This window comes from Sulfolobus sp. A20 (genome assembly GCF_001719125.1).
GTDB lineage: Archaea > Thermoproteota > Thermoprotei_A > Sulfolobales > Sulfolobaceae > Saccharolobus.
The window spans coordinates 2,221,611-2,235,018 of record NZ_CP017006.1; the positions used below are offsets into that span (position 1 = coordinate 2,221,611).

Annotated in this window: 13 protein-coding genes; 5 read left to right on the top strand and 8 right to left on the bottom strand. The window is 37.0% G+C overall.

Going from position 1 to position 13,408, the window contains the following annotated elements; genetic code table 11:
- Nucleotides 1–128 precede the first annotated feature (128 nt).
- Together BFU36_RS11530 and BFU36_RS11535 are read left to right on the top strand one after the other, a co-directional pair.
- A complete protein-coding gene (locus BFU36_RS11530; protein WP_069284162.1) occupies nt 129–1,514 on the top strand; it encodes an MFS transporter in 1,386 nt (461 codons plus the stop codon).
- A gap of 38 nt (nt 1,515–1,552) precedes the next feature.
- Nucleotides 1,553–2,008, top strand: a complete 456-nt coding sequence (locus BFU36_RS11535; RefSeq protein WP_069284163.1) for an HPP family protein — start codon at nt 1,553–1,555, stop codon at nt 2,006–2,008.
- A gap of 81 nt (nt 2,009–2,089) precedes the next feature.
- Here the strand turns inward: BFU36_RS11535 and BFU36_RS11540 are convergent, their stop codons facing one another.
- Genes BFU36_RS11540 through cbsA form a run of 5 tightly spaced genes read right to left on the bottom strand, consistent with a single transcriptional unit; the run spans nt 2,090 to nt 7,386 of the window.
- Nucleotides 2,090–2,383 (bottom strand): antibiotic biosynthesis monooxygenase, encoded by a 294-nt coding sequence (locus BFU36_RS11540; RefSeq protein ID WP_069284164.1) that lies wholly within the window; start codon nt 2,381–2,383, stop codon nt 2,090–2,092.
- 27 nt (nt 2,384–2,410) lie between these two features.
- Nucleotides 2,411–4,009, bottom strand: a complete 1,599-nt coding sequence (gene soxC / locus BFU36_RS11545; RefSeq protein WP_069284165.1) for a proton pump complex cytochrome B SoxC — start codon at nt 4,007–4,009, stop codon at nt 2,411–2,413.
- A gap of 45 nt (nt 4,010–4,054) precedes the next feature.
- Nucleotides 4,055–5,032: a Rieske iron-sulfur protein SoxL2 gene (gene soxL2, locus BFU36_RS11550; RefSeq protein ID WP_069284166.1), complete on the bottom strand. Its 978-nt coding sequence runs from the start codon at nt 5,030–5,032 to the stop codon at nt 4,055–4,057.
- A gap of 36 nt (nt 5,033–5,068) precedes the next feature.
- Complete coding sequence (gene cbsB / locus BFU36_RS11555) at nt 5,069–6,004, bottom strand: cytochrome b558/566 subunit B (RefSeq protein WP_069284167.1); 936 nt, start codon at nt 6,002–6,004, stop codon at nt 5,069–5,071.
- The gene (cbsA, locus tag BFU36_RS11560; protein ID WP_069284168.1) at nt 6,001–7,386 is read right to left on the bottom strand and encodes a cytochrome b558/566 subunit A; all 1,386 of its coding nucleotides are present in this window, start codon (nt 7,384–7,386) and stop codon (nt 6,001–6,003) included. The genes cbsB and cbsA overlap by 4 nt, the downstream gene beginning before the upstream one ends.
- 185 nt (nt 7,387–7,571) lie before the next feature.
- Between cbsA and BFU36_RS11565 the strand changes: the two genes are divergently transcribed.
- A complete protein-coding gene (locus BFU36_RS11565; RefSeq protein ID WP_069284169.1) occupies nt 7,572–8,567 on the top strand; it encodes an alcohol dehydrogenase catalytic domain-containing protein in 996 nt (331 codons plus the stop codon).
- On the opposite strand, the gene BFU36_RS11570 is transcribed toward BFU36_RS11565, so the two are convergent.
- The 3 genes from BFU36_RS11570 to BFU36_RS11580 all read right to left on the bottom strand — a co-directional run bounded on the left by BFU36_RS11570 (nt 8,556) and on the right by BFU36_RS11580 (nt 11,503).
- Nucleotides 8,556–9,557, bottom strand: coding sequence for an alpha-ketoacid dehydrogenase subunit beta (locus BFU36_RS11570; protein WP_069284170.1), 1,002 nt, complete (start codon nt 9,555–9,557; stop codon nt 8,556–8,558). The two genes, BFU36_RS11565 and BFU36_RS11570, sit on opposite strands and share 12 nt — an antisense overlap.
- Nucleotides 9,554–10,591 (bottom strand): thiamine pyrophosphate-dependent dehydrogenase E1 component subunit alpha, encoded by a 1,038-nt coding sequence (locus tag BFU36_RS11575; RefSeq protein ID WP_069284171.1) that lies wholly within the window; start codon nt 10,589–10,591, stop codon nt 9,554–9,556. Before BFU36_RS11575 ends, BFU36_RS11570 begins: the two co-directional genes overlap by 4 nt.
- Before the next feature lie 96 nt (nt 10,592–10,687).
- The gene (locus BFU36_RS11580) at nt 10,688–11,503 is read right to left on the bottom strand and encodes a hypothetical protein (protein ID WP_069284172.1); all 816 of its coding nucleotides are present in this window, start codon (nt 11,501–11,503) and stop codon (nt 10,688–10,690) included.
- 318 nt (nt 11,504–11,821) lie between these two features.
- Between BFU36_RS11580 and BFU36_RS11585 the strand changes: the two genes are divergently transcribed.
- On the top strand, nt 11,822–12,184 hold the full coding sequence (locus BFU36_RS11585) for a GntR family transcriptional regulator (RefSeq protein WP_069284173.1): 363 nt from the start codon (nt 11,822–11,824) through the stop codon (nt 12,182–12,184).
- Nucleotides 12,184–13,299, top strand: coding sequence for a DUF5808 domain-containing protein (locus tag BFU36_RS11590; protein WP_069284174.1), 1,116 nt, complete (start codon nt 12,184–12,186; stop codon nt 13,297–13,299). The genes BFU36_RS11585 and BFU36_RS11590 overlap by 1 nt, the downstream gene beginning before the upstream one ends.
- Nucleotides 13,300–13,408: the final 109 nt, after the last annotated feature.

The following is a 13,408-nucleotide window of genomic DNA, read 5'->3' on the forward strand; positions in this document are numbered from 1 at the left end:
CTATATAGAATAAATAGGCTATATAATTCTATGTAACATATTTTTCAATATTCTAACTATATAGAAATATAAAGGGTAAAATTAATAATATTTATAAATAACATATCCTAGGTAATTGTAGATGAAGTATGAATCCATTTAAGCCATTAGACGATAAAAAGTTGAGTTGGTTTCACTGGAAGTCTTTGATAACCACTGGAATGGGAGTTTTCACTGACGGGTACGATCTATCATCAGTAGGCATAGTGTTATTAACTGTACTCTCAAGCTTCGGGATAACTCAGAAAAGTTCAGACTATGTTCTCTACACATCCCTTATATCTGGCTCTGCCCTAATAGGAGCAGCAATAGGAGCAATAGTTTTCGGTTTGCTCTCGAACATGGGCAGAAAGAAGTTTTATGGGATCGATGTGACTCTTCTAACGATAGGTGCTATTCTTCAAGCTTTCGTGAGCAATCCATTAGAGTTGGTTCTAATTAGACTATTATTGGGCATAGGGGTAGGGGCAGATTACGTCCTATCACCAATGATAATGGCGGAACACTCTAACGCTAAGGATAGGGGGAAAATTATTGCCTTAGGCTTTGGACTCTTTTGGGGCTTTGGTGCTACTACAGCTGCTTTATTATACTTAGCTTTGTCAGCAATTAACTTAAGTCCAGATTTGATTTGGAGGATAGTGTTAGCTTCTGGAGCAATACCAGCTGCTTCAGTCATTTATCTTAGAAGAAAGATTCCAGAAACTGCTAGATTCTTAGGAAGAGTTAAGGGAGATATACCTACCTTGAAAAACGTTGTAAAGGAGGTAACGGGACAAGAAGTTATGATAAGTAAAGACTTGAAGGATTATAATTCGTTTAGCTATTACTTCTCTAAATATTGGCGTAAGTTTCTAGCAGCGTGCATATTATGGTTCCTATTTGACATCGTGGCATATTCTGGAATCTTGTTCGGTCCCTCATTAATAGCTAAGAGTTTAGGAATAAACTCGGGCGTGTTTCAGTTATATATAGAAGCAATCTTCACTATTCCCGGAGGATTGATAGCGTTATCGCTCATAGATAGAGTTGGTAGGAAACCATTGCAAATTATCGGATTTATAGGAATGGCATTATCACTATTTAGCTTTTCGTTATATAAGGATTTCGCAGGACTATATTTCTCACCTTTAATTGCATTTGCAATATACGGGATGAACAATTTCTCATCACAAGTAGGACCGGGCTCAGTGAGCGCTTCCGGGATGTTAGGAGTTGAGCTAAGTCCAACGAAAGTAAGAGGATTCATACAATCCTTAACCGTTGCTTCCGGTAGAATAGGTGCAGCACTAACATCTTTCGTGTTTCCAGCTCTATTTAACGCATACGGAGAGTCCTTCGCAGTTGGGTTCTTAGGCAGTGTGGCTTTAGTCTCTGCCATAATAACTCTGTTATTCATACCAGAGACTAAGAGTAAGCCGTTAGAGGAAGCTTCGGGAGAAACGCTATTAGAGGAGGAGAGAATAATTAAGTAGTTAGTTTTTTATTCAACTGTTTCAATTTTTCAAAACATATGGAGGCAGGCAATGCTAAAAAAATTGTTTCTGTTCTTAACTTAATTATTTCTATCTCCTTACTCGTCTTGATTACGATAATAACTAGGACTGAATTCATTTTACCACCCTTTATTGCGACAGCTTCTACTAAATACGCTGATCCGGATTGGAAAATGAATAGAAACTTAACCGTCTTATCTTCCTATCTACTTTGTAGTGTGATAGCCGTCCTATTCTCCCTTTTTAATCTTAGCTCTATCGTGTACGCTACGTTAGCATCATTCTTATCCTTCCTCGTGGAAGTAGTTTTAAATATAGAACACCCACCCTCATTGTTAGTTACTTTTCTGGGTGTGTTAGAAAAGGTAAAATTATTTTATATATTACACCCAGTCCTCACTGGGGTAATCGTGATTGAAGGAGTAAACTACTTGTTAGTTAGATATTTGGAGCCAAAACTGAAGGGCATATGATATCCTCACTTTGTGAAGTGTTAAGGTATAATTAAAGATGAAAATTATGTAAAAAATTTATGAAATTGGTTGAAAAATAGCTTACGTGTTTAATTCTTTAAGTATTCTATGCTTAGGTTTTCCTTCTAGTATATTCTTTCCGTAATTGATAGTGTTTTTATATTCTTCACTTAGGGTGAATTTTTTAAAAGATTCTATATCCTTCCACTCAGTGTATATTAAGTAGTCTGTGGGATCTTCTACAGACTTGTAAAGCTTAGCTTCAATTAAACCTGAGTTCGTTTTCTTTAATATTCCTAATACCTCGAGGAATTTCTCCTCAAAGTCCTTTTCATATCCCTTCTTTACCTTATAATAAAGTCCTACATTTATCATACCTCATCACCTTTCTAACCATGCTTGTTAATCCCTCCTATAAACTACGTAATGGTATAAAGATATCGCCTCACCCAGCATTATGAATATTAACCCTAGATCGATCCCAAACAAGTTAGAAAGGTAGCCAGTTGCAGGTATTACCCACAGTTGAGAAGCTAATATGACTGCAAAGATGAAGAGGATGCTTATTAATACTTCAGCTATTTTCTTCTTTAGTTCTCTGTTTCTCGGCTTTTCAGGAGTTATTATGGTTTGCTCTTGTTTCTCAATCTTCAGCGCTATTGGCGATATATTCTTTATAGATAGGATAAATACTAACGTAAATAAGGTGAATGCAATTATGGTTAATAGTGACGGGGAAGCGATTAAAGTTACTAGAGCCCCACCAAATAATATAGAAGTTACCAAAAGAATTAAGATGCTTAACGGGTTAGCGATTGCTTTATTATTTGTTTTAGCAGGCATAACGAAAACTCCCACTAAAGTAATGATAGCCGGTGGTAAGTAGACCATCACTTGCTGGGCTATTGGTATTTCTACTCCAGGTGTTAAATCCCCCCAGATCGTTGTTTGTATTAGGTAGGTAATCATTAATATACCAAAGGCCGTGAATAACCTTCTCTTTGTTAGGCTTAGATAAGGCGATCTATCTATGAAAGGGACCAGAATTAGATATAGTAATGGGATGATAACTCCGATAAATAAGAATATCACAACGTCGCTTGTGAAGTCTGCTATCTTATATAGGAATAGGAAGAACCATGGAGGATAAGTTGTAATATGTGCTGCTGCTGGGCTATTAGGTGGAGGGGCAGGTTTAGGATTTAAGAAGGGATTTAGCTGCTGGGGTAAACCGTTTAAGTATGCTAAGGCGTTAGGTATTAGTAGTATGAATCCCCAGGTTAAGAAGATTAGTGACATCATATATACAAAGTTTCTAGGCCACCAAGGATTGAACTTTTGCCACTCTTCTTTTGTATATACTGCAGGAGCTTTATCCTTAACTTTCTTTGAAGGCATCATGCCATAATGTTCAGCTAAGAAGAAGTGGAAGGCGAATAGTAAGCCTATTAGGGCTACGAAGATTATGTGCCAAGCTAAGACTCTTCCATAATCTCCTGCATCATAGTTTCCAAACAGGATAGGAATGAAAATTGATAATCCCGGTATACTGCTTATTATACCTTCGCCAACGTCTACAGCACTCGTAGCTAATGCATCGCCAATAAGACTGTATCCTAAAAAGGCTGTTCCCAAAGTGAGTACAAGCATTATAACTCCAATTATCCATAACAACTCTCTAGGTTTTTTGTATGCTCCAGCAAAATAATTTCTGAACATGTGTACATATGCTAAGATTATCATAGCATATGCACCATAAAGATGACTATATAGTATTACGGAACCGTAGGGCACTTTCTGTATTATGAATTCGGTAGAGGAATATCCTGCCTCTGGATTATAGTATAATAATAAAATCAAACCTGAAATTACTGTATAGATGAACGCAGCAGCTACTAGTGAGCCTAACCAATAATTGACGTTATACATATAATCTGGTGTTCTAAAGAATGGTAAGTCATCCAATCCCAATCTTTCTCTAAACCAATCTGATACTCCCATAAAAATTGATTAATCAATCAAAAATAAAAAAATAAAGCGTTGGACTCATGACGAGAAAGGATTTTCCGTTTCAGTGACTGTTGTTTTATCTCCTACTGGACTTCCAAAACTCGAGCTTAGGTCATCAGTAGGATCTTGTGATGGTATACCATTACTACCGTTAGGATATGTCGCCACACCAACAGATCCTATTGCGTATAAGTAATCTGTTGAAGAGTCCCATTCTAGTATGACACTAGGCAAAGGTCTGACTGTTGGACCAGTTAATACAGCTCCTCCGTGATATGGATCATAAGTTGATCCATGACAGTCACAATGTATCAAAGCTGGTACATTAGCTTCTTTTGCCGCTAATAATGCTGCAGCAGTTAATTGATCTGGTTCTGAAGCTGTTAGCTGTCTTGGATTAACGTAGCTAGGAGGGTAAAAGTGGATATAAGGTGGAGTACAACCTAAATGTTGACAAATTGCTGAATAAGCCACTATTGATTTATTAGGACCTACCCCTCCCGGGAAATCGTAAGTTTTTCCAGTTTGAGGTACTACGACTTTAGTAGGTTGAATCTCAACTGGTTTTCCGCTAGAGTCCCCTAAGTTTATCAAGAAGTTTGGTTCACCAGTCATTGGGTATTCAAAAATTATTATGTATGGACTATTTACTGGTAAAGAAGAAGCTTTTATTGGATTTCCAGAGGAATCTACTAAGAGCGATTTCGGGAAACCGGTGGTCACAGTAACCGTAGGTGGAACGAGAACTCTAACCCCCGGAATGATTCCTACAACTGCAGCTGCAGCTATTCCAAATATCAAAGACTTTAGGAACTTTCTCCTCTTTTCATCTACACTACCTACGTTTTTGTTAGTGTAATTAAATAAATAGTCCTCCCCTTTGCTCACGAATTCTTTCACGTCAAATCTAGTCTTAGGATCTCTCATCTTACTCGCTAACTTCCTGAAGAAGGTTAAGTTAGAGTAATCTAAGATTTCCCTTTCTTCACCTTTACCTAATCTAAACTTTATCAAAATTAATCACTAAAAAATAAGATGGTTGGAAAAAATTTATCTTTTCCTCGTTGGACTAATAATATCAATTATACGTTTTTTCTCATGATAAGTCATTAGAGAGAATCCTATAATAGGGGATATCATATAAACTAAGATTAAGTATCCATCTATGCCTAAAAATACTGTTGAGATTATAATGAAATATCCTATGCCAGCTGAATAATTACCTTTGATTATCGATATTATAATTCCCATAGCCGAGAGACCTAAAGCTAATACTAGGAGCGTAATATGGTAAGGATTATAGAGGTCAATTCCAAGTGTTGAAGGTAATATCATGTCCATTAAAATTTCCAAGTATCTATTGTTAACTATTGAGTGTAATAAAAAGATGAATGGGATAAAAGCTAATACACCAGTAAATAAGCTAACGTAATTTCTGGCACTTCTCTTTTCTCCCCATAATATAACGTAGATTAAGAAACCTAGTAGTGAGATTAAATAAATTGTAATATAACTTGTAAAAAGCGCATGATGAAAAACGTTTAGTAGTATGGAGCCTAATAGACCTATATCTACCATAAACATTGTAGGTAATAAGAGAAGGGAGTAAGGCGAAGATTTAAGGATACTTTCGATCATTAATGAAATGCCTATTACTACTATAAATATTTCAAACGAGTACCAGAGGAAAGAAGTATTATAGTTTGGAATTAATGGAACGAATAGGGAGATTATGAGTGAGGCACTAATTAGCGTCATTAATTTATATTTCTGAATTAGTAATACCGATATCACGATTAGGGTGAAAAAGTACACATAAAAGAATATCCCACCTAGAGCTTCAAGAATTCCCTCATTTGGGACGTTAAGGGGAAGAATAGAGGGGTACATAAAGGCTTCCTTAAATGCGAACTGAAGGAAAGAGGATATACCTAAAATGATTAAAAAAAGGTTTAAATTTCCTTTCAACTGTTCAAAAAAGTTCATCTCCTAAACACCACATATAGTATTACCAGAGCCACTAGGGCAATAACTACTCCTACTATTGTGACGTAAAGTGTAGCTGGTGGTACGGCAGAAGTTACTGAAACTGAAGTAGTTGTTGTCGTCGTGGTAGTAGGCGGAGTCGTAACTAATTCTAACGTCAAGAAACTAGAGGTGATTGATTTATCGAATAATGTCTCACCTAACTTGCCTTGCCATACAGCAAATGCAACGTAGTATGTATTTCCTATAGATATATTTGGCATAAATGGTTCATAATCAGAAGGAACTGTAAGAGGTCTGGCGAACTCAACTATCCATGACCCGTTTTCATACTTTGCCCCAGTCCATATAAAGAATAATGACCCATTCAATCCCTCAGATTTTATTGGAGTATACCATATTCCGGCTGTGTCCACCTCATACATGTTAGTATTATTTGAATATAATGGAACAGCGAAACCGTGATCATTAGGATCAACATAGGGTAAACCAGTTAATGACTCGTTTTGCCAAATGTTTGCTTTAAATGCGGGGTCATAAGTAGAATTATTCCAAGTAGCACCGGATACCCACATCCATATATTCGCTGATCCCCCAGCTTGGGCTAAAGATCCTCCAGCATCCTTAAACGTTACTCCATCAAAATTTTGCCCGGGGTATTTTCCACCTATGTTCATGCCATCTTTAGTTGGTGTACCACTTCCTAAATACCACATTATTGCAGCCCTATCTGGATAATACCACGTTGAGTTGGTGTAGTAACCATAAAACATGCCATCACTATATAATAAGTCCTCCATCGGTCTCAATGAGTGCCATAGTAATATCGTTCCATTAGATAGTACGGTTATTTGAGTATTGTTTGGAGCTGGTAAAACTATTCCAGAGTAATTGAAAACTATCCTGCCCATTTCTTCTTTCCCATTTATTATTGAAACGTAATTGGTATAGTTCTTCTCTAAAGTGTACGTAGTTCCGGGGGTGAGCTCAATTATTCTAAATAACCCTGGACCAGAAGCATTAGGATATATACCAGCAGCAGCCGTTGACCAAACGTTAAATGCTGGCTCTGGTGCTTGCCATTGTTCGAGTATAAATATCCATGACCCATTCCAAGCAGCCTTAACTAAAAGATAGTGTGTTAATCCTGAAGTAGGAGCCATTGGTATATTAGCTGTTAAAGATATATTGATCCAAGGTATTTGTGCCCAATAGCTAGCACTGCCCGGGTTAGAGAGATCAGCGGAACCTACTACCTTATATACTGGTATTTGAGGAGAAGTCTGAGCTAATGAAACGTTTTCTATTGTGAAGATTACTGAAAGGAGGAAAATCATCAGTAATACTCCTATCGTTATCTTCGATTTAATTTTAACACTCATTCCTTTTCACATTAACTTTTTTCGTCTAAGGGTGTATTAAGCATAAAACGTTGGACTGATTATTTTAATAAGGTCGTGAGGACAATAGAAAGTATTTTGCTTAATAAAACTATTTTAATGGAATTTTTAGAAGGTTAGTTAGTGAACAATCGATTTTAATACCACGTTTTCATTATCTTTAATTGATGAAGGCTTTAGTATTTGATAAGAACGGTATTGAGAACTTAAGGTATACTGAATATAAAGATCCAGAAGTGAAAAGCCATGATGTTTTAATAAAAGTCGAAATGGCTGGAGTTAATCCAGTTGATTATTACACTGTGAATAGCCTTAAGGTAAATCCCTTACCTCATATTCCCGGAGTAGAGTTCAGTGGGGAAGTTGCAAAAGTAGGAGATCACGTAAAGAGTGTGAAAGTAGGGGATAAGGTAACAATCTATGGAAGAATATTTGATGGAACTTGTGATATGTGCATGGCTGGATATGAGACTGTGTGCAGGAATGGTGGAAGGATAGGAGTTGACGCTAACGGCGGTTTCGCAGAATATGTAGCAGTAGAGGAAAAGTATGTGTTTAAGTTACCAGATGAGTATTCGTGGGAAATGGGATCTAGTTTGACAGTAGCTTCTTTGACAGCATATCACGCTTTAAAAGAGGCTAACCTAAGACCGTCCGAAACAGTAATTGTATTTGGAGCTTCTGGGAACACTGGAATGTTCATAGTGCAATTAGCGAAGAAATTTGGGGCTAAGGTAATAGCCGTGAGCAGAAAATCATGGCTTAAGGATTTTGGGGCAGATCTAGTAGTTAGTTATGACGAGGTGGAAGAGAAGGTTAAGGATTTCACAAAGGGCAAGATGGGTGATGTGGTGATTAATTCATTAGGCTCTCAATTTTGGGATAAGAGTTTCTCAGTTGTTGGCTTAAAGGGAAGGATAGTTACTTTTGGTACCTTACTGGGTGCTGAAGTTAAGGTAAACTTAAGCCAACTATACTCTAAACACATAAGTATACTAGGAGTTAATAGGGGTAATAGAAAGGACTTCGTAGAGTTATTAGATTTATGCAGGGATTGTAAAGTAAAGACTTGGAAAATTTATAACTTAGAGAACGGTGTTGAAGCCTTAAAGGGATTGTTTGATGAAAAGAGGGATGGTAGAATATTTATTTCAATGCATTAATAATTTTTTAGCCTCATCGTATATGCTTTTAACACTTGGTATTACCGCATTTTCTAACGGTTCTGAGAAAGGTATTGGAACATCTGGCACTGCTAACCTCGAAATCGGTACTTTCAACTCCCTTAGCGTCTTACTTTGAATTCTGAAAGCTATCTCTCCGGTCATACCGTAACTCATATAATCCTCATCAACTATCAAGACTCTCCCAGTCTTCTTAGCTGATTTGATAATAGTTTCTTCATCTAATGGAACTAGAGTCCTTAAGTCTATCACCTCAGCCGAAATTCCATCTTTCTCCAACATTTCAGCAGCCTTCAAGCTCCTATGAACCATTAGTGCTGTTCCTATTATCGTTATGTCACTTCCCTCCTTTCTGACTTTAGCCTTACCGAAATCTATTTCATAAGGCTCATCTGGAACTTCCTCTTCAATGCCTTCAAAAGGTAAGAAAGGCAAGCCAGTTAGCAATTTATGACCGAATATAAATACTGGATTTTGATCTCTTAAAGCCTTGATCGTCAATCCTTTAGCATCATAAGGTGTTGATGGAATTACTACTTTAAAACCTGGCAAGTGTGCAAATATGCTATAAAGTACTTGTGAGTGCTGTGAGGAATCTCCGTAGCCTCCTCCAATTGCAGTTATTACGGTAATTGGCATAGGAAATTGTCCACCACTCATGTAGTAATTCTTAGCCATGTGATTGAACATCTGATCAAAACCAGCACCTAAGAAATCAACAAACATTAGGGATATTACGGGGTGTAAGCCTACTGAGGCTGCACCTACACCCATACCCATGAATGTTTGTTCAGTAATAGGCGTGTCAATAATTCTTTTCCTACCAAATTTATCAAATAATCCCATCGTAAAACCGAACACTGCCCCCCAGTACGTTACGTCCTCGCCTAGAACTACTATTTTATCATTCCTCTCCATCTCTTGTCTTATTCCCTCGCTTATAGCTTGAGCAATTCCTCTTATCCTCATGCGAAAACACCTCTTAAAGCTTCTTCTGGGCTAGGATACGGACTTTTCATCGCGAAATCTATAGCTTCTTGTACCTCCCTTCTAGCCTCTTCCCTTAATTTAGCTAAAATTTCTGAATCAGCGAAGTTAAGCCTTAATAATCTGTTCTCTAACCTCCTTATAGGATCTACTTGGGACCAAAACTCAACTTCATCCTTAGTTCTGTATTCCTCTCCATCTCCCTCAAAGTGTCCGACGTATCTATACGTTATAGCTTCAATCAGTGTTGGTCCAAATCCTTTCCTTCCCCTCTCAACAGCTTTCTTTGTTGTAATGTAAACGTCTATCACATCCATACCATCAACGAGGTAAGATGGAACGTTATATGCTAATCCCTTTTGATAGTGGAAAGTGGTTGACATTACAAATGATTTAGGGGTTGAATCAGCGTATTTATTATCCTCTATAACAATTATTAAAGGCAATTCCCAAGCACTGGCTATATTTAAGGTTTCTGAAAAGGTTCCATGGTTGGAAGCTCCTTCTCCGGCAAATGCAAAAGCTACATTATCCTTACCTAAATATTTGAAGGCAAAAGCAGCTCCAGCAGCTTGAGGAAATGAAGCACCTACAATCCCACTACAAGCGAAGTTTTTCTCTTTGTCAAATAGATGCATATGTCCTCCTTTTCCCTTACATAATCCATTTGACTTTCCAAAGATTTCTGAGGCTAATTTCTTTAGATCTACACCTTTAGCTATAGCGTGATGATGAGGTCTATGCGTACTTACCACTACATCGTCTAATCTAACGTTATATAAAGAGCCTACAGCTACTGCCTCTTGTCCGATTGATAGGTGCATCTCACCTCTTATAATTCCTGATGCCATGTTAAATGGGTTTTTCCCCTCATGGTATACTTTCCTAATCCCCTCTTCAAAATACCTTATTGTGACCATTTTCTTGTACATGTTTAGTAAATCATTTGGCTTTAAACCTGAGCTATCTATTATAAAATTTAAATCTTTTATCGTTGGTTCAGGTTTTATGATCATGAACATTATTATATTTTTCCTACTTAATAACCTTTCGTAGATAAGTCAATTAAATATCAAAAACTTATCTTTACCTAAAAATTTTGTAGGAAGAACTCATTCATAAATCACTTTTATTCTTCTCGTCATTGGAATGTCTTCTGCGATCTTCTCGTATGTTAGGGTATTTCCTATATTTATCTCATAAAGAGAAGTAGTCGAATATACGATCTTATTATCGTTTACTCTAGATATTGCTGTAGTTCCGAAAGTAGGCCTAGGTAATACAATTTCCAAAGTCCTTGACTCTAGACTATCATTAAATAGAAGTAATGGATGATCACTCATCTTTTGAGCTAATAATGTATTTCCTAGATCCTCGATCCCATGGAAATACCCTCTAGTTAATAGTCTAAAGTCACTCATATCCTCAGTTACATAAAAACCATTGGCAGTAGCTAAGAACAGTTTATTCCATTTAGGCAACAAATTATGTGAGTCAGCGAAGAAGTTAATTGGTTTAAGCGAGGAAAGTTCGTCTCCAACCAATAAGTTTCCCTCCTCTACCGTAGCAACGAACTTTCCCTTATAGATGGCTATATCCGTAATGTGAGCGTATTCTGAGTGTGGAAAACTCCAACCAAGCTTTTTTCCCTCTTCAGATAAATCGAGTATTTTCTTCTTCAAATCATCTAAAGTGTAAATTTTGGGTCCCTCAACTAAGGCAAAGAGTTTACCATTATATTCGTATAATCTCCAGCAACTATCATCCAACAATTTTTTACCGTTTAGAGTAACTCCGCTATCAGCAGAACACACATATAGATCTTTTCCTCTTAGCAAAAAATCGTAGACTTCCTCACCATCACAACAAACTCTCTCAACTTTTCCCTTTACTTCATATAATCCATTTTTAGTGCCAACTAAATACATAATAAGAAACTTAGCTTTAAAGGTTAAAAAATATAACAATCAATATTAAAGATTAGTTATCGAGTTAATAAAATGGTTAAGCTTAGAATTTATGATAGAAAGAGCGGTAAACCATGTCATTTATGGTGGGGAGGAGATCAGAAGCTAATATAAATTCTTTCTCGGAATCCTCAGAATTCTTCCAGAAAAAATTTTGCGAGGAAAATTAGTAAAAGCCATTATTATAGAGGGGAAATTACAAGCCCTAAAAGACATCAATCAGATAAGATTAATAAAAAAATATTTAAGTTGGGGCGTGAAATATGTTTATGATGTTATATGAAATATATAACAATTAAGGTTGACTTTTCCTCTAATGTGCCCATTTATAAGCAAATAGCTAACTCTATAATTGAACTAATAGCTAAAGGTGAGTTGAAACCCGGAGATAAATTACCTTCTATCAGAGAATTAGCTACAATGTTAGGTATTAACATGCTTACCGTAGATAAGGCTTACAAATACCTAGTTGATGAGGGGTTTTTAACAGTATACAAGAAGAGGTTCATCGTTAGGACTGACATCAAAGACGAGTACTGGAAGAATATGTTGAAGGTTGTAATTTATAGGGCAATAGCCTCGAAGGTCAGTAAGGAGGAAATATTAAAGGAAATCGAGGACATAGTCTCGTCTTTAAGGTGATGATCACGGTCAGTAGTATAGAACTTATCCTTCCAACATTCCTTACGATAATATCAGTAATACTAGGGATCTTCTATGTAGTAGCACCCTCTTTAGAACCACCAGACAGAGTGTTAGGTGCGAAAGTCACTGAAGAGTTCAGAAAGAGTAACAAATGTAAACAGATAATTAAGCAATACAGAATACGTGGTGTAATGATAGTCGTGATTTCCCTCGTATTAGGTGGGGTTCTACTATTTGAAGTCTCACCACTCGTACCATTCCCAATTATAATCTTGTTAATACTGGGAAGTGTAAATTACGTTACATCAAGGAAGAGGGTAATCCTAGAGAGGGGCGAGATAAAGGAGCCAAATGTTAGGTATGCTGTTATAGATACTAGTAAGAAAAAGGGGTTCGGAGTATGGTTCTTAGCATTACCTTGGTTAATCCTCCTAGGCATGTTAATCCTAGGTGTAGTCGACTACCATAGCATACCCTCTGAGTTGCCTTTCCACATTAACTCAAACGGAGTAATAGCCTATGCACCTAAGGATCCAGTTAACGTCTTACTTAATCAGATTATTAACGCTTTTTTGCTCTTTATCTTCACTATAGTGGGTATAGCAGTATATGTTTCAAAACCGCGTATAAACCCAGCCTACCCCGAAGAGTACTATAAATCTTACGAACGTAGCAAGGAATACGCAGTAGCAACTATAGGGATAATTGCAACTGGTCTCACCCTTCTCGAGAGTTTATTAACTTTATGGTCTTGGGGGATCTTTCCTTTAAACTCTATAAGCGTAGTATTACCACTCTCTATGGTTGCCTTCTTATCGTGTGCTATACTCGGTATTGTGATTAGCTTAGCGAAGATGAGTATCGAAGGTGGTAGGTACTTAAGGGAGTTGGAAAAACAAGGGAAACTTAAGTTGAGTAACGCTATAGAGGACGACGATAAGTACTGGAAGTTGGGGATGTTCTATTACAACCCTAACGACGACAGAGTAATTATACCCAAAAGGTTCGGTTCGGGCTACACGTTTAATTTTGGCAATAAGAAGGCTCTCATTCTATTCATAAGTCTACTCATGTTACCTATTGCAACAATTTTGATTGTCATTTTAATATAGCTTTTTTCCAGAGGATCAGAAGCCCTTAAGATGGGTAACGATATCGTATGTTTTTTTCCTAAACATGCTTATCCCCTTAGGAGAGGTATGAGGGCTATACACGGTAATT